15 protein-coding genes are annotated in these 16,395 nt (G+C 52.4%); 4 read left to right on the forward strand and 11 right to left on the reverse strand.

What is annotated here, in order from left to right; genetic code table 11:
* Nucleotides 1-90 precede the first annotated feature (90 nt).
* Nucleotides 91-363: a hypothetical protein gene (locus AC6T8Q_RS03030; protein WP_500677671.1), complete on the forward strand. Its 273-nt coding sequence runs from the start codon at nucleotides 91-93 to the stop codon at nucleotides 361-363.
* A 104-nt stretch (nucleotides 364-467) separates the two neighbouring features.
* Here the strand turns inward: AC6T8Q_RS03030 and AC6T8Q_RS03035 are convergent, their stop codons facing one another.
* The 6 genes from AC6T8Q_RS03035 to AC6T8Q_RS03060 form a co-directional block, all read right to left on the reverse strand.
* The gene (locus AC6T8Q_RS03035; protein ID WP_500677672.1) at nucleotides 468-1,268 is read right to left on the reverse strand and encodes a hypothetical protein; all 801 of its coding nucleotides are present in this window, start codon (nucleotides 1,266-1,268) and stop codon (nucleotides 468-470) included.
* 784 nt (nucleotides 1,269-2,052) lie between these two features.
* Entirely contained in the window at nucleotides 2,053-2,478 is a 426-nt protein-coding gene (locus AC6T8Q_RS03040) for an OsmC family protein (RefSeq protein ID WP_500677673.1), read from the reverse strand.
* Between the two features lie 88 nt (nucleotides 2,479-2,566).
* Nucleotides 2,567-3,466 (reverse strand): hypothetical protein, encoded by a 900-nt coding sequence (locus AC6T8Q_RS03045; RefSeq protein ID WP_500677674.1) that lies wholly within the window; start codon nucleotides 3,464-3,466, stop codon nucleotides 2,567-2,569.
* 130 nt (nucleotides 3,467-3,596) lie between these two features.
* The gene (locus tag AC6T8Q_RS03050; RefSeq protein ID WP_500677675.1) at nucleotides 3,597-3,923 is read right to left on the reverse strand and encodes a hypothetical protein; all 327 of its coding nucleotides are present in this window, start codon (nucleotides 3,921-3,923) and stop codon (nucleotides 3,597-3,599) included.
* A gap of 114 nt (nucleotides 3,924-4,037) precedes the next feature.
* Nucleotides 4,038-5,000 (reverse strand): DUF1559 family PulG-like putative transporter, encoded by a 963-nt coding sequence (locus AC6T8Q_RS03055; protein WP_500677676.1) that lies wholly within the window; start codon nucleotides 4,998-5,000, stop codon nucleotides 4,038-4,040.
* Nucleotides 5,001-5,038: 38 nt separating this feature from the next.
* The gene (locus tag AC6T8Q_RS03060) at nucleotides 5,039-6,262 is read right to left on the reverse strand and encodes a right-handed parallel beta-helix repeat-containing protein (protein ID WP_500677677.1); all 1,224 of its coding nucleotides are present in this window, start codon (nucleotides 6,260-6,262) and stop codon (nucleotides 5,039-5,041) included.
* 233 nt (nucleotides 6,263-6,495) lie between these two features.
* Here AC6T8Q_RS03060 and AC6T8Q_RS03065 point away from each other — a divergent pair, with 233 nt between their 5' ends.
* From AC6T8Q_RS03065 to AC6T8Q_RS03075, 3 genes are all read left to right on the forward strand, one after another.
* Nucleotides 6,496-7,875, forward strand: a complete 1,380-nt coding sequence (locus tag AC6T8Q_RS03065; protein ID WP_500677678.1) for a PEP-CTERM sorting domain-containing protein — start codon at nucleotides 6,496-6,498, stop codon at nucleotides 7,873-7,875.
* A 57-nt stretch (nucleotides 7,876-7,932) separates the two neighbouring features.
* Nucleotides 7,933-8,853, forward strand: coding sequence for a PEP-CTERM sorting domain-containing protein (locus AC6T8Q_RS03070; RefSeq protein WP_500677679.1), 921 nt, complete (start codon nucleotides 7,933-7,935; stop codon nucleotides 8,851-8,853).
* Nucleotides 8,854-9,147: 294 nt separating this feature from the next.
* Nucleotides 9,148-10,515 (forward strand): purple acid phosphatase family protein, encoded by a 1,368-nt coding sequence (locus AC6T8Q_RS03075; protein ID WP_500677680.1) that lies wholly within the window; start codon nucleotides 9,148-9,150, stop codon nucleotides 10,513-10,515.
* Between the two features lie 224 nt (nucleotides 10,516-10,739).
* Here the strand turns inward: AC6T8Q_RS03075 and AC6T8Q_RS03080 are convergent, their stop codons facing one another.
* The 5 genes from AC6T8Q_RS03080 to AC6T8Q_RS03100 all read right to left on the reverse strand — a co-directional run bounded on the left by AC6T8Q_RS03080 (nucleotide 10,740) and on the right by AC6T8Q_RS03100 (nucleotide 16,365).
* Nucleotides 10,740-12,800 (reverse strand): prolyl oligopeptidase family serine peptidase, encoded by a 2,061-nt coding sequence (locus AC6T8Q_RS03080; RefSeq protein ID WP_500677681.1) that lies wholly within the window; start codon nucleotides 12,798-12,800, stop codon nucleotides 10,740-10,742.
* A gap of 165 nt (nucleotides 12,801-12,965) precedes the next feature.
* A complete protein-coding gene (locus tag AC6T8Q_RS03085; RefSeq protein ID WP_500677682.1) occupies nucleotides 12,966-13,628 on the reverse strand; it encodes a hypothetical protein in 663 nt (220 codons plus the stop codon).
* Nucleotides 13,629-13,636: 8 nt separating this feature from the next.
* Nucleotides 13,637-14,458, reverse strand: a complete 822-nt coding sequence (locus AC6T8Q_RS03090) for an ABC transporter permease (protein ID WP_500677683.1) — start codon at nucleotides 14,456-14,458, stop codon at nucleotides 13,637-13,639.
* 4 nt (nucleotides 14,459-14,462) lie between these two features.
* Nucleotides 14,463-15,278 carry an ABC transporter permease gene (locus AC6T8Q_RS03095; protein WP_500677684.1) on the reverse strand — a complete coding sequence of 272 codons (816 nt, stop codon included), beginning with the start codon at nucleotides 15,276-15,278 and terminating at the stop codon, nucleotides 14,463-14,465.
* Nucleotides 15,279-15,342: 64 nt separating this feature from the next.
* Entirely contained in the window at nucleotides 15,343-16,365 is a 1,023-nt protein-coding gene (locus AC6T8Q_RS03100; protein WP_500677685.1) for an ABC transporter ATP-binding protein, read from the reverse strand.
* Between the last annotated feature and the right edge of the window lie 30 nt (nucleotides 16,366-16,395).

The raw sequence follows: 16,395 nt of genomic DNA on the forward strand, positions 1-16,395 counted from the left end.
GCCCCGCTTCTTCAAATTTGAACCTTCCGCAGTTATGCTAATTCACATTCACAAACTTCAACACTCCACCCCACTTGGCGGTACTGACCCGTGAAATTCATTGAAATGACCGGCGAGCAACTCTTCTCCGTGCTGCTCCCTGAGGAACTCAAGCTGCATGAACTCGAAGCCGCGGGCGTGCATGCCCACAGCATCATCCGCGTGAATCTGCAAGGCGATTTGGAATTACGCCGGCCCGATGGCTGGCAAATCCTGGGCGGCCTGCTCGGCGACTTCGAACACCGCGTGATCGAAAAGACCGGCCTCAACTGGTCTGCCCCATTGCACGACAGTCACATCGACGATTGCAAACCCTGCAACTAAGAGTGCCACGACGTTCCATGTCGTGATTAATAATTCGATACGGAGTATCGATCTACTCTAGTGTGGTACGAGTCTCCGACTCGTAATTCCGCAAACCACCGTTCTTATTTCTGAACCAAAATGAAATTCAACCCTCGCAGCAGCGGACCACCTACCCTGACAATGTCGGATTCATTTTCATACATATTCTTGGACTTAAGGAAACGCTTCGCCTGATCAAGGTCCATGACGCTGAGGATAAGGCTGCGGATTCCATTCGCATCCGCACCGACGACTTGCAGCGCCGGACCGTCACCCACAGGCCAAGCACCTTCAGAGGAAGACTCAATCGGTTTAAGTAGCATTTGCCACTGCCGCCTTGCGTCCTTCACATCACGGGTTCCATAGACAATCTGTTTCGCCGCATGAAGTGACAGTGGGCCACCGTTTCGCGAACGAAGTTCTTCTGCCAGGCGATCTCTCCGCGTGGTTATGCCATCGTCATACTCACACAGAAAAACCTGGGTCGAGTCACACGAAACGTCAGGCAATCCGACCGTCGTCCAGCGCGTTTTTAACGAACCGTCTGACTGAAATTCGCGAAAAGGGGCAGGCAATCCGTGTCCGATCCCGCGTGCGTCCAGTTCGCGTAGACTCGTTCCCAGTGGCAAAGGCTCCAGCGCGAAGCCCGTCCAACGGGCCTCTCTGCTTTCGCCAGACGCTTGCTCGCTAATGATTTCCAGATTCACGTTTCCCAGCGAGACCCCTCCACAAGTGAAGCCGCCATAGTCTGTCATGGGCCACGCGACGGGCAACTGAAAAGTTTCCGAGAGCAACTCAAACAGCTCTTTGGCTGAGGGCGAGACGATCAGGATGTGATCGATCTGCTTAACGATTCGCTCAACGGAAGCCGGAGTCTGCGCCATGCACGATTCTGCAAGAAGATAAAAGGCACTCGGCAAGACAAAGAAGACAACGGCCAATCGGCGGGCAGTAACTGAGAAGTTCATCTCAGCATGGTAATGTCTTTCTGGTTGATTGACAAATCGCTGGATTCGCCAACTGTAGCCTAGGTCACAGACCTCAGACACAGAAATTTGTTAGCCGCAAGGCAGAGCGCGTCGTAGACGAGCGCGCAATCTTCGCAGCATAACTCCTCCACTCCGTGTTTGAAAAATTCCCACGGCCGAGGCGGCCATGCTACTCATCTTTCAAGAATCCGCGGCTAGCGTCTTGCGGCTCAGTGGACAAAGTTCTTTGTCGAAATTGGCCGCGCAATTCCATATAATGCGTTTCGAGGCGCGAGAAATTCGTTCGTCTCCAGCCCCAAGTCCCTAACACCCAATCCCAAATTCAGCTTTGCGACAACCAGAAGCCTGCAAACCAAGCAAACCTCGCCAACCTGGCAAAGCAGAAGGAAGACGCCAGAGGTCAGAAGGTCGGGGGTCAGGGCGAAGCCGTTAAGACACTGTTGGGCGAGCCAACGGTGGCACCCGAATGTCTGCGCAGAGCACAACTCGCGTCATGAAACCCGAGACGCGCAACTTCGCAAATATACCCTGCCAAATTGGAAGAGTTGGACACGTTGGAAAAGTTGAAATTTATCATTGAGAATTTCTGAATTAGGAATTTGAAATCCTCAATCAAGTGTAAAAAACGAACCGCCGGGCTGGTCCCGGCGGTCTTGTTCTCAACTCAGCTGCTCAGCGTTTACACCAACTTCGCATCAAGCGTAATCTCCGCCGCGGCGAGCAACTTTGAAATTGGGCAATTCTTTTTTGCCTTTTCGGCTTGCTCTTGGAAAGCCGCGGCATCAATACCCGGCACTTTGGCCACGGTCACCAGATCGATCTTGGGGATTCCAAAACCGGCTTCGCCCTTCACAAGATGCACATTGGCCGTGGTCTTCACTTCGGTTGGCGGATGACCGGCTTGTGAGAGGCCGTTAGAAAGAGCCATCGAAAAACAACTGGCGTGAGCGGCGGCAATCAGCTCTTCAGGATTCGTGCCGGTGCCTTCTTCAAAGCGTGAGGTAAAAGAATACTGGCCGTCGAAGGCGCCGTTACCAAACTTGACGTTCCCCTTGCCACCTTTAAGGTCGCCTTGCCAGACTGCTTCCGCGCTACGAATCGCCATGATTGTTCTCCTTGATGACGGTGAGTGATCAAAATCGAACCGTCCATTGTCTCCCTCCTACGAGACCTGTCAACGCAGCCGAGCCCTGTCAACGCACGGCGTGGCGGCGATTCACTCCCAAGAGAACTGTCATGGCACATAACAAAGCCGTCGCTGGTTCGGGGATGACCACTCCCCCGGCCAAGGCAGCAATAATTCCGTCGCCCGTCAGCAGGAACGATTCGAGAACGGCTCCTGTGCTGCGATCGATCTTACTAATCTCGTTCATCATCGTTGGCAAATACCTGACACCGATGAACATCCCGCCGTCGTCGAAGGCCAACCCGCGAGGCATGGCGGCAGTCACCAAGCTCGGTAGCAACTCTTGCTCGATGTTGCCTATGAAGTCAGCACAAAGGAGGACCGGCGTGCGAGTACTCATTCCCACTCGTTCCGCACTAATCCAAAATTCACCGGTGGCAGGATCAAAGTCGGCGCCCAACGCATCGATATCGGACGGCAACGGCGCGGATGGCAAACCTAGCAGAGGACCACCAAAAGGCGGAAAGAACAAGAATTCCGTGATATAGCTAGGATGATCCGTCTGACGACGCGACACCGTCACCAGCGAACCTTCACCAAACGGTCCGGGCGCATAACCCATTCCGGACAAAAAATTCGGTCCCACGGGATCAATACTTAACGTGTCGAGAGAACCGTACGGCATCCAAGTTTCGGTCGCGATTTCAAAGGCCCAAATTTCTTCCCATACCGAATTGCTACGGCGATTCAGATAGAGCCTTTGCCCGTCGAACGTCAAACCTGAGTTGCTAGAGCTAGTGCCGATACCAGAGTATTTATCGATGATTGCACCCGTGGTCGAATTGATCCGCGCGATATCACCCGTAGTGAACAACGCAAATAGATCGGCATGGCATGTCTGTGAAAAGATCACGGCGATCGCCAGCGCCAGCCAGGCGCGAAAATGCCAAAGTTGGGTCGAGTTCATTAGCAACACCTCGCCAAAAAGAAATTCGAGAAGCGTAAGTCAGCTGGCTGACCCACTTATGTTGCGAGCTTGCCACAGCCAAGTCAAGCATTTCGATCACGAGGTGCAAAAAGTGTCGCACGGCGGTTCGCTAATTAGACAATTTTTGCCATTCTTGGCCAGCCAGTTCAATCGCGAATTCGTTGGTCTTGTCTGATTCGACAACGATCCATTGTTGTTCTGCTCGCCTGAAACTTAGCTCATCTTTACCGCTAGGATCAAAAGCAACGCGAACGAGCATGGCGTGATGCTTGCCAACTAAAGCTCCGTCATCCGCACTAAACGTTCCCAATTCAAAGCTGCCATCAGGCCGGATTGTTCCCAGTCCCTGCTTACCCCCACCATCGGGGAGGAACAACACGCGACCACTAATTGCGGGCTTGCCCTGGTACGTCACCGTGCCTTTCACTTCCGCCACGGGGGGATGAGACTGCCCACAGCCGAGAATACAAATACAGAGAAGAGAAGCAAACAGCCTCATGCATCCGGCTAAACTTAGGTCAGTCATGTTTAACAAGCAAGGCTCTCGATCTCAAAACTGCACGCCGGTAGTAAGGTTACCATCGTCAATGGTTCCGAGATAACCATAAACTTGAAAGTCTATTGTTTCATCTAGAAAATGTACCGAAGCATCCCCAAAGCAAAAAAATGCGCCTCCTTCATGCCAACTAAACGCACATTCATCATCAAGCGCTTGCGTGAAATTTTCTAATTGCTTGGGACTGATACCACAGTTAATGATATTGAGTGCGTCTGTCTCAAAAATTACAGATTCGTCCTCGGTCACTCCGCCAATCCAAAAAGGCCATTTGACAAGCTCCAAGGCATATGCGGCTTCGCCTAAAGCGATCGTATTGCTCAATCCATCCGTAACATCTTGCATACGAATGCGTTGTTTAGGATCTTTACCTAAATTTCTTTGTAAACAGTCCCGCAATGAACAAAACATGCCTTGATCTCGAACACCGCCGCTTGCCTTGTAGTCAGATGTGGCGTAACCAATCACAAATTCTTCATTCAACGTCATGGTTCCGATCGCTTCAGGAACATGAGAGGGTAGCGCGGAAGAAGGACAACGAAACACACTTAATTCCGTGGCTCCGGCTTCGAGAATCTTTCCCTCTTCCACGTAATGAATCATGAAAGGACTCGCCTTCCAATCAGGCTTGAAAGAATCGTATAAGGGCTTTTGCTCCAAATAAGGAAGGATTGCCGTCCCCCAACCATATCCTTCATCCCCATCGCGAGGTCGACCAGTTTCGTCAATAATACTTTTCTTCTCAGCACCTGCTACGCCTAAAGGAAATTGGCGATAGACATCATGATAATTCTGCAGCGCGAGTCCCATTTGCTTGAGATTGTTGACGCATTGCGTCCGGCGTGCCGATTCGCGGGCAGCCTGCACCGCGGGCAAGAGCAGCGCCACCAGCATCCCAATGATCGCAATGACGACCAGCAATTCAACGAGAGTAAAACCGCGTTGTAGAGTTCTCATCCTCATAGGGTCGCTTCCTTGTGATTCACGAAGTGTAATTAGCGAATTTCAAACGCACCCAAGTCGGGGGCTTGGCCATGAAACGCCTCAGGAAGCACGGACCTGATGTTCGATGCGAGATCTAGTTGTGTTGTTCCTTGATCTATGCAAAAACTGCTTTCCAGCGGCCGAAAATTGTCATCCAGCTGCGGGTCCTTACGAAGCAGGACACCACTCGTCAGATTGCTATTCACCGGCTCCCCTCCGTTCTGCCACAGCAAATTGTGCGTCAGCAAACTTTGGCCGTTCACATTTTTTAAGGGGGCGTGCAGGTTTTCGACAAAGACATTATTGAGTACCCGAGCATTGCCCCCGCCCACCATGCCATAGTGATTCCGGCAGATTGTGTTGTTGATGATCGTGATCGACTCGGGGATTTGCGCCCCCCGATAGTCTTCGAGCGTGACCGCATCGCTCATGAATCCGATGCCAGCCATGGCATTCTCGGCAATGAGATTGCGCTCGATCGTGATCGTGCGGTTCGACATTTCGGGATAATCGATAATCTGAATGCCGTCTTCGCCGTTGCCGGTGATGATGTTGTCGCGAATTACGGTGTTAAGCATTTCGCCTTCATGGGGATGCAGACGCATTTCGATGCCGTCGTCGTCGTTATCGCGCATCTCATTGTTGGCCACCAAAACGGCTGAAGAATTGTCGATATCAACCCCATCATCATCATTCGCCACAAACGTGTTGAACCGACATTCGCCGCTGCCATTTTCATAGTCGATCGCATCGGTGTTGTTCACAAAATGATTGAACAGCACACGCGCCCGACTGCTGCAAGCGAGGCCGTCATCGCCATCACGAATCGTCAGCCCCAAGATTGTCGATTCCGTCTCCGGACTTTCCGGCATGGAAATCACGGCATCCACCACCGCGTCGATATCATCTTCAGGATCGGGATCTGGGATGATCGAGCCATCCAAAACCGTTTGCTTGATGTAGCGAGTTTCCTTAGTCGTCAGATACCACGAGGCCAGAGTGATCGACTTGCCTTGAATCGTGAGTGCTTCGTGATACACGCCCGGCGAGACAAGAACCGTGTCGCCATCTTGCGCGGCGTCGATGGCCGCTTGCACCGTGCGATATTCCTCGGGCACCTTCAAAAATTTCTGGTTCGCATCTAAACCAGCAGCCACGACATGACTACCCATTAATACCGTACCGATCGCCATCATCCAATGAACGGCGACCTTACTTGAAAAGCTTATTTTCATGTTGGCTTTCATGGAGACAAGAAGTTGTGATCGATGGCAGATAAGTCTAACCACGACTTTTAAGAACTCGTTAAGAAATGAAAGAACAAAAAACAACTTCTTAACTCTGGCGATACCTTCATATTCTTTTCACACATTCATCGCAATTGATTCATCGCAACTTCACACCTTACGGGACAATGAGGCCTCACTGACAAGTGCTATTCGATACCCCCCCCCCTAAGGAGAGCCTCGTGAACTTCGACCTGGGCTGGAGAGTTAAACTGAGATGGTTAGGGCAATTCTACTTAGCCACGCTTTTGCTGAGCACATCTCAAATGCAAGCGGCAATTCGTTTCAATGAAATCTATTACAGCCCCGAAGATCCGGAAGATGGCCGTCAATTTATTGAGTTACGCAGCACGACTGGTGGAGTCGAATCACTCAATAACATGTGGATATTGGAAATCGATGGCGATGCCGGCAACGTTCCCGGCTTACAAGACAATCCTGGCACGATCCTTTCGGCCATCAATTTGAGTGGCCTATCAACCGGCTCCAACGGCCTGTTTCTCTGGCGCGATTCCAACTCGATCGTGCTCGATAACTCTAAGGCCCCCGGCGTCCAAGGTCCTGGCGCGACCACGGTACTCGCGCTCGATCTTTTTCCTGGCCGCGTCGACCTCGGCTACGAAGGCGACGAGGGGGGGGGAACCAAAATCTATGAGAACGATATTTCCAATTTCCTGCTTGTCGAAAACTTCACCGGCACCTTGGGACTTGATCTGGATAATGAAGCCAATGCGATCAAGGGTAATGGAACATTCAACATCACTCCCTGGACCGTCGTACATGACGCCATCAGCGCGAAAGAGACTGTCGATCCTGGTTTTCAATACGCTCAAAGTGTAGGTGGAATTAACTTCACCGGTGGTTTTGGTTCCGACATCTATAGCTGGGATCCCGTGGAAAATATGTGGGCTTTCTTTGATTCGGGTAGTGGCGAAGCAGACGGCGGATACGTGGGGCCATTCTTTGCCAACGATGGCTCCAGTTTCTACGGCTCGAACGACGCTGGCTACCAAGATGGCCGCACGATTTATGTTTCTGCCAGCTCCGATTTTCTTTACGCGACCCCTGGTGCCGAGAACGCAACCGGCGTCGGTGGTTTGTATCGTGGCGACGTCGACCAAGATGGCGATGTCGACGCAGCGGACATCGACTTCCTCTATGACAACCTGGGAACCGTCGGTGTACGCTTCGACGTGGCGTTGAATTTTGGTGCCGCCAGCTTGACCGATATTAACGCCCTCGTTCAAGGTGACAACGGTGTACGATCAGAAGACCTTTTCTTCACCGACTTTGGAGACGCCGATCTGGACGGAGACGTCGATGGTCGCGATTTTCTCGCATGGCAAAGAGGTGCCAGTGCTGATAGCGGCTGGGCCCTGGGCGACTTCAACGGCGACGACGTCGTCAATCAACTGGATTTGCAGATTTGGCAAAACAAGTACGGCTTTGTCCGAGCTTTGACGGCCTTTTCTTCAGTCCCCGAACCTTCAAGTTTGTTGCTTGTGGGGGGGACACTGCTACTTGCGAGTTGTGCTAGCCGTCGGCGGAAGCCGTTGGCTTAGAAATATCCCATGTCTACCTGTCCGCTTCGATCAACTTTTACTTAGGAGCTATGTCTAATGAAGCGTATTTTTGGTTTGCTTGCCCTGGCCCTCGCGTTCGGCAGTCAGGCGGCGTTTGCCGACCTGCAAATTAACGAAATCTATTTCAGCCCCGAAGATCCCAAGGAAGACCGCCAATTCTTCGAGATCTACAGCACCACCGGTGCGACTTCCCTCAGCAATCTTTGGTTCCTCGAAATCGAGGGAGACTTTCCTCTCGAATCTGGTCAACTGGATAATCCTGGCCAAGTGCTCAACGCTTTTGACTTGAGCAGCTTTTCCACAGGTAGCAACGGTTTGTTCCTCTGGCAGAGTTCCAACACAATCATTGACATCGAACCAGCTTCTGTGGGAGTGCAAGGACCTGATGCGGCTACTGTCGTCAATCGTGCCCCCTTTACCCAAATCTTTGGTTATGAAGAGGAAGGTCCTAGCGAAGAGCTGATCTACGAAAACAATGTGCACACATTCTTGCTTGTGCAAGGTTTTACCGGTGCGGTCGGTGACGACCTCGACAGCGACGACGATGGCGTGTTGGATGCCACATGGAGCAGCTTTGTCGACGGCATCAGCGAAGCTGAAGATGGCGATGCTGGTTTTCAATACGCTTCGCAATTTGGCGGAAGTGACGTGCTTTTGTGGTTCGGAGCGGACCTGTTTCAACGCCGTCCTAGTGATGGAATGTGGATGTTCTTCGATTCCGGCAGCGGTGAAGATGAACCAGCCGGATACCCCGGTCCGTTCTTCGCCAATGATGGTTCGGGCCCCGGCGACAGCGATGCTGGCTTTGAAGACGGCACAGAGATTGTCGTGAATCCCACGTCCACGTTTTTGTGGGCGACGCCAGGTGCCGGCAACGTGCAAATCCCAGAGCCTTCTTCCCTTATCCTGGGCATGCTCTGCGGATTGTTGGGTTTAGCACGCCGTCGTGCCAGCTAACAACTCGTAGATCTAAACAACTATGCCGTGGCGGAAGAAAACTCCGCCACGGCTTTTCAATGGCAATGCCCATTGAAGAATCAATGATTTGTTAGACTTGATGGTGGGCGTGCCTGAACGAAGAACATGTTCGCACTTGCTGTTCTCGGGGTTGCTGTTGTTAGTACGTCCACGCAACCCGTGTGTAATTTATAATTGACTGGAAATTCAGCCCGGTTTTGATTGGGAGGGGTAGCCTGATCGAAACCGGCCTCTTCTCGCTTCGTACATCTTAAGCTCTCTCGGATTGACTCAATGCTAGACACTTTTGTTACAGTTGAAGGGAAGCTGATTAAGTTTATCGTTTGCCTGCTTGGGCTTATGTCGCTTGTGGCGTGGGATGCAAGCGAGGCTTGGACCCATGAGTCGGAGGATCACGACAAACCACGTAAATTCACGAAAGTCGAAGAGCACAAGCCGACCCCGCTGCCAGATCGGGTTGTGCTCACTTGGAGTGCTGACCCTGCCACGACGATGGATGTCACTTGGCGCACCGACACGACAGTGGATCAACCCCTGATTCAATACAATCTCGCCGCCAAGATGGTCGGCAACATGAAGGAGGGGGCCCGTGAGTTCACGCAACTTCAAGGAAAAACGAACGGCTTTGAATCGGACCTCGGCAAGTGCTTGATCCATTCGGCGCGGCTGACCGAACTTAAGCCTGACACCATGTACGCCTACCGTGTTGGTGATGGAAAACATTTTAGCGAATGGTTTCAATTCCGGACCGCGAGCGGAAACGACAAACCATTTACGTTTGTCTACTTTGGTGACGCTCAAAACTCGATTCTGTCGCTCTGGTCGCGGGTCATTCGGGAGGCTAATCAGCATGCTCCGCGGGCCTCATTTATGTTACATGCCGGAGATCTCGTGGGAGACATGCAATACGATGCCGAATGGGGTGAGTGGTTTCAAGCCGGCGGTTGGCTCAATGGTATGATTCCTGTCGTTGCTTCACCAGGAAATCACGAGTATGGCGATGAGATTGGTTTATCCCCTCATTGGCGACCGCAGTTTTCATTTCCGCTCAATGGCCCTCCGGGGTTGGAAGAGACGGCCTACTGGTTCGACTACAACAATGCTCGAATCGTCTCGCTCAATTCCAACGAGAAGATCGAAGAACAACGCGAATGGCTTCAAAAAGTGCTTAAGGATGCCTCGCGGCCCACTTGGACCTTTGTCACATTCCATCACCCCATCTTCTCGGCGGCCAAAGATCGCGACAACCCTGAAATTCGTAAAGCCTGGCAAGCGATACTGGAAGACAACGGCGTCGACCTCGTGCTCCAAGGTCATGATCACACATACGCTCGTTCAGGCCTCGGTGGTCCTCGGAACATTCCAGAAGGGGTACGTAACAAGAGTAGCAACACAGTCTACGTAGTCAGCGTCAGCGGACCGAAAATGTACGAAATACAAGAATCCTGGGAAGTAAGTCGCATTGCCTACGGTCGTCAGTTATTTCAAGTGGTCAAAGTCGACGGCGACAAGCTCCGTTACGAGGCTCGGCTCGCGAGCGGCGAGATCTATGATGCTTTCACCATCGAGAAAGATGCCAATGGCAAGAACACGCTGATCGAGCAAATCCCCGACGACGTTCCCGAGGTACGCAGCGAATAGATCAATCAAGAAAAGTGTACCTTCGAGAGCCAACTACTGCCAAGGCCTTACTAACTTGCCGATTAAAGCATAGAAAGTAAACTCGCGTGGATAAAACTTACAATTGACCACCGAGGAAATGAATTCGTCCGATGCATCCCGGCACACACGTTGTTCTTGAACAGCTCACATGCCGTCGTGGTACAACTATATTCAAAAACTATGTGGCAACAAATTACTCGACCCTAATCCCCCATCCCCAAGTTCTTCCACAGAAACGCCCACAGGTCGGCTGTTTCTTCGATTCGCTTGGTGGTGGGCGTGCCCGCTCCGTGGCCAGCGCGGGTTTCGATCCGCAACAGAATCGGCGCGTCACCCGACTGGGCGTGTTGCAACGCCGCGCCAAATTTAAAGCTGTGCATCGGCACCACGCGGTCATCGGTGTCGGCCGTCACAACCATGGTCGGTGGAAACTTTGTTCCCTCTTTGACGTTGTGATACGGTGAATAAGCGATCAACGCCTTGAACTCTTCGGGATCATCGACCGTCCCGTACTCATCACGCCAGAAATGCCCTGCCGTGAAGTTTTGATAGCGCAGCATATCGAGCACGCCCACTTCCGGCAGGCACGCGCCGAATAAGTCGGGGCGTTGAGTCATCGCCGCACCAACCAGCAGGCCGCCGTTGCTTCCTCCCATGATGGCGAGTCGATTCGTCGAAGTATATTTCTCGGCAATCAACCATTCCGCCGCGCCAATAAAATCGTCGAACACATTTTGCTTGTTGACCTTCTTACCCGCCTGATGCCACTCCTCGCCGTATTCGCCGCCGCCGCGCAAGTTGGGAACAGCCAAGACGCCCCCCATTTCCATCCAAGTGGCAAAACCCACCGAGAAGTTCGGCGTCAGCGAAATGCTGAACCCCCCATAGCCATACAGCAACGTCGGATTCTGACCGTCGCGTTTCAGCCCTTTGCGATGCGAGACGATAATCGGCACGCGCGTGCCGTCTTTACTTGTGATAAAGTCCTGCCGCGATTCGTAGTCATCGGGATTGAAATCCACCTTCGGCTGGCGAATGACTTGAATCGCATTGTCGGCCAGATCGAGTCGAAAAATGCTGGCAGGCCGAATGTAGCTTGTGAACGAAAAGAATGTTTCGGTATCAAATTGCCGACCCCCAAATCCCGTGGCCGTGCCGATGCCAGGCAGTTCAACTTCCGCGGCGTCTTTCCCGTCAAGCGTGAAAGTCTTCACCTGTGTCACAACATCCTTAAGATAAACGCCGACGATCTTCTCCTTGAACAGGCAAGCGCCGTCGAGCGTTGCTTTGTCCGCCGCCACGATTTCCGCAAGATCATCTCGCCCCGGCTTGTTCACATTCATCGAGACAATCCGCTTGGTCGGTGCCTCGAAGTCAGTCAGAAAGTACAAGGACTCTCCTACATTCCCCAAGAAGGAAAACTCATTCTCAAAATCACCGATCAGAGTCTTAAACTCCCCATCGAGCGGCGCATCGACATTCCGCACCAGCACTTGATTCTGAGGATCGGTACTCCGCGAAATGCTCAAAACGAGGAACTTGTTGTCGTCGCTCCGTGAAAGCCAAAAACTCCATGTCGGATTGTCCGGGCGTTTGTAAACGAGCACATCGTCGGCCTGGGCGGTTCCCAACTTGTGAAAGTGAATCGCGGGGTTCGTGGCGAGGGCCTGAAATTGTTCTCCCTCTTTGGGTTCAGGATACCGTGCGTAGAAAAAGCCGGTCCCTTCGGCGTTCCAAACGATATTCCCCCAGCGAACCCATTCGAGCTTGTCATCGAGTTGCTTGCCCGACTCGATTTCCATCACATAAATGGTCGACCAATCGGAACCAGCTTCCTTGCGGCAATAAGCGAGATACTTCGCGTCATCGCTTTCGTTGATCTCGCCCAAGGCGATTGTCCCATCTTCCGACCACTTATTGGGATCGATTAACACCCGACCCGCGCCGTCGTAACGATCGGCCACATACAACACGGCTTGGTTCTGCAAACCGTTGTTCTTCATAAAGAAGTATTTGCCTGCCGTGTGTGTTGGCACCGAATAACGTTCAAAGTTCCATAGCTTGGTCAAACGTTCCTGAATTTTCTTACGCAGCGGAATCGAGTCGAGATACCCGCGGGTGAACGAGTGCTGGGCCTTGACCCAATTTTCGACTTCGCTTGACGTGCGCACATCCTCTTCCAGCCACCGATAGGGATCCGCCACGTCGACGCCATGAAACTTGTCGACCTGCTCGACGCGGCGCGTTTCGGGATAGGAACTCATGGCATCTTTTCCTGAACAAGGGGCATGACAAAGAACAATGCCTATCAAGAGTAGGGCACGGTGACAATTGAGAAACATGACAAAAACTCCGTTGCGGTTGTCAATTTCGAGTACGAAAAGATTGCTAACACGTTAGCAGGCTAGCTGCCGGTTTGGCTAGAGGAATCATTCCAGCGGCGGCAGCGTGGCATACACGTCGAGATCGTCTCGCTCACCAAGAATTGCAAACAGCTCGCGAATCTGCTGCAAACCCTCGGCAAAACGAAAGGCCCCCGCTGATCGGCTCTTGCTGCCGAGAATGTAATAATCCGGATCAGGATTCAAGAACGTCAACTCTGATTCTTCATCGGTTGCCGCAAACCAATCACGTGAACTCAGACTCCCTGCCGCGTCGATCACAATGTCCGCTGAATACACAATGTCTTTACCTTCTGCATCGCGACAATGAATCAGAAACGACACATCGTCGTCTTCATCGTGGCGATCGACGGAAACCACTTCGGTGCCAAGATGCAGCGAATCGGCGATCAAATCAGACTGAGCAAGTGGCAAGAGATAGGCACCGTGCCATTCACGGCCTGTTAGTAATGTCGAACCCACCAAGGGCTGCCAAGCTTCGTCCTGAGCTTTAAGCGCCGCCAAGCCAAGCTTCGACACATGCTCGCGATAATTTCCCAATTGCTCATCGTGAGCCAAAACGCTTGCCCCGGGTTGTTCGCCACGCTCAATAATCTCAGTGGGATAACCCAAATAGCGGGCATAGAGCGCGGCCTCCAAGCCAACGGGGCCAGCCCCCAAAATCGCGATTCGCGGTTGCTCGTCGTCCATGACCTCGCCTAACTGCTCGCGCTGCGATAACTCAGAAGAGCGCGATTGAATATCCAACGACTGGCCAACACACTCGCCACGGTGGCCAGCAATCCGAATCCAGCCATCCAAAGATTCTCGCGGGTGAGTGGTTTGGCCATCAATCGCGCAGGCACGTTGATCACGACCAGAATCGGCACGATAAACGTAAACACTTGCCGTAGCGGGGTACCCCATGTTCCATCGTAAATTTCCATCGGGTAGCGCGAAAAATTGGTGATGTAAAACCAAAAATCATACAACGTTTGATTCCTGCCCAACCAGATGCTCGTCGCCGCCAGGGCGATCATCACGCTGTACAAAATCATGACTCCCATCACGACATACAGCGGATAGAGCACAAATTGCCAAGCTGTGAGCTCCAATCCCTGAATCCTCGGCACGGAATAAGCCAACAAGATCAGCGCGACGAAAAAATTCCCGAACGATGACCACGCGACCTTACGCAGCGAAACCAGAAACTGCGTATCAATCGGCTTCAACAACGCAAAATCTAAACCTCCCGTGCGTACTTGTTCGCTCAGTTCTTCGGCATTGGGCATGAAAAACGCCTGCACCAGACTGTTTACAAACATGGTCGTGCTAATGAACACAAAGAACTGGTACTTATCCCAGCCTGCAATCGAGGTCGTCTCGCGATACACCAGGGCATAGAAACCCAAGTTCATAATCATCCACGAAATCGACGAAATCGTGTCGATGATAAAATTCGCACGAAACGTCATGTCGCGCACGAGGCTATTGCGGGCAAAGGTGAGAAACACACCGAGATACGAAGGTGATCGATACATCGTGTCAGCCCCCATATCCGCTATAACGGCGATAGCCAGCGTTCATCGACAGTCGGCAGAGCACCATGAATCCCACCGTCCAAGCCGTCAGCAGAATCAAGCCGCGCACTAGCGCAGCCCCTTCGACCTTTTGCAGAAACACGACCGAGGGAAAATAAGCCAAATAAGGAAACGGCGTGTAATCGATGATCGTTTTCCAAGGCTCGGGCAAAAACTCAAGCGGGAACATATGGCCCGAAAAGAAAAACACGAACAGCATGTGAACAAAGAGCAGCGAGGAAACTTCCAAAAACCAGAAGGCAATCATCCCCATCGTGGCTTCCATGAAGAAGCCCAGCAAAAACGACATCATCAGCGAATACACAAACGCCAAAAAAATGTCGAGCGGTGGCCAGCCAGGAAAGTAATCCCGGCACAGATAAAAGACGAGCGCGAATGGCGCCGTGGCGATCAAGTAATACACCACTTTGTGGGCGATCCGCGACAGCAGCAAGTAGCTAATCAGATCGATCGGTTGAATCAAAAACTTCTTGATTTCCCCCTCGCGAACTTGCCGCGCGATCCCCGACGCCAATCCCGGCATGCTGGAAAAAGCTCGAGCCAACATCGTGAGCAGATAATACGCTACGACGTCTTCCCGCGTAAAACCTTGAATGCTACCCGTCCCCGCCGAAGCGAACACGGCCGTCCAAAGAAATATCTGGGTCACGATCGGCAAAAAGCGCATCAACGTGCCGAGCGCGAAATCGCCCCGGTAGACCAAGCGTTCTTCAACGCAGATCTTAAAAATCGTCCACCAAGTTGCAGCACGGGCCAGCATACGTCGTAAATTCTCTTAACTTACTTCATAACTTACTTAGTAGCCGCAGGCGGCAGCCAACGGTTTAACTAATCTCAGCAGCCACCACTTCAGGCTCAGAGGCTTTTTTTCCCCCTGAAGTCGTGAATAACTCGGCAATCACTTCCTCAAGCGGCGGGTCTTCCACGCTAATATCTTCCAGCGTGTAAGCGGCGAGTACCGACGCCAGCACGTTGGAAATATCACTCCGATTCACTTTCAACCGCGCCTTGGGCTCGGCGATTTCTAGTACTTCACCGTACCGTGACAAATCACTCGGCATGCGACCGTTGGCAAATTGCAGCGAAAGCACTTTGTGTCCGCTGAAGCGGTCGACAATTCCCGCCAAGGAACCATCGTAGATAATCTGCCCCTGAGCAATAATCACAACGCGCCGGCACAACGCCGCGACGTCTTTCATATAGTGGCTCGTCAGCAGAATCGTGATCTTACGTTCTTGCTGATAATACTTCAGAAACTTTTGAATGTTGTGCTGGGCGATGACGTCGAGCCCGATCGTTGGCTCATCCAGAAACAGCACGTCGGGCGAATGCAGTAGCGCGGCGGTCAGTTCCATCTTCATCCGCTCGCCCAACGACAATTCACGCACCGGTCGCCCCAGCAGATGGCTGACGTCGAGCAAATCGCACAACTCGTCGCGGGTTCTGGCGAATTCATCGGGCGGGATGCGATAAATCTTTTGATGCAAAAGAAACGACTCTTGCGCGGGCAGGTCCCACCAGAGTTGATTTTTTTGGCCCATCACCAAGGCGAAGCGTCGCCGGTACTCGTTCTCGCGGAGCCAAGGCACGTGCCCCAACACGCGAGCTTCGCCCCCGTTGGGCGTGATGACACCCGAGAGCAATTTGAGTGTCGTGGTCTTGCCCGCACCATTCGGGCCAAGAAACGCCACGAACTCCCCTTGGGCCACATCGAGATCAATCCCCTTCACCGCGGCGACTTCGCGATATTCGCGATGAAACAACCCACGCACCGAGGCGAGCAAGCCCTCTTGTTTTTGATAGACGCGGTAGGACTTTTGCAGGTTGCGGATTTCGACGGCGTTCATAGAACTCTGATTATAGGCAGGCTCAATACG

The sequence above is a fragment of the Bythopirellula sp. genome, from assembly GCF_041737835.1.
GTDB lineage: Bacteria > Planctomycetota > Planctomycetia > Pirellulales > Lacipirellulaceae > Bythopirellula.

Coding starts and splice junctions, on each gene's coding strand:
- AC6T8Q_RS03085 (WP_500677682.1), bottom strand. CDS start 13,628: ATGGACGACGAGCAACCGCGAATCGCGATTTTGGGGGCTGGCCCCGTT.
- AC6T8Q_RS03080 (WP_500677681.1), bottom strand. CDS start 12,800: ATGAGTTCCTATCCCGAAACGCGCCGCGTCGAGCAGGTCGACAAGTTT.
- AC6T8Q_RS03090 (WP_500677683.1), bottom strand. CDS start 14,458: ATGTATCGATCACCTTCGTATCTCGGTGTGTTTCTCACCTTTGCCCGC.
- AC6T8Q_RS03100 (WP_500677685.1), bottom strand. CDS start 16,365: ATGAACGCCGTCGAAATCCGCAACCTGCAAAAGTCCTACCGCGTCTAT.
- AC6T8Q_RS03035 (WP_500677672.1), bottom strand. CDS start 1,268: ATGGCGCAGACTCCGGCTTCCGTTGAGCGAATCGTTAAGCAGATCGAT.
- AC6T8Q_RS03095 (WP_500677684.1), bottom strand. CDS start 15,278: ATGCTGGCCCGTGCTGCAACTTGGTGGACGATTTTTAAGATCTGCGTT.
- AC6T8Q_RS03075 (WP_500677680.1), top strand. CDS start 9,148: ATGCTAGACACTTTTGTTACAGTTGAAGGGAAGCTGATTAAGTTTATC.
- AC6T8Q_RS03040 (WP_500677673.1), bottom strand. CDS start 2,478: ATGGCGATTCGTAGCGCGGAAGCAGTCTGGCAAGGCGACCTTAAAGGT.
- AC6T8Q_RS03045 (WP_500677674.1), bottom strand. CDS start 3,466: ATGAACTCGACCCAACTTTGGCATTTTCGCGCCTGGCTGGCGCTGGCG.
- AC6T8Q_RS03060 (WP_500677677.1), bottom strand. CDS start 6,262: ATGAAAATAAGCTTTTCAAGTAAGGTCGCCGTTCATTGGATGATGGCG.
- AC6T8Q_RS03055 (WP_500677676.1), bottom strand. CDS start 5,000: ATGAGAACTCTACAACGCGGTTTTACTCTCGTTGAATTGCTGGTCGTC.
- AC6T8Q_RS03070 (WP_500677679.1), top strand. CDS start 7,933: ATGAAGCGTATTTTTGGTTTGCTTGCCCTGGCCCTCGCGTTCGGCAGT.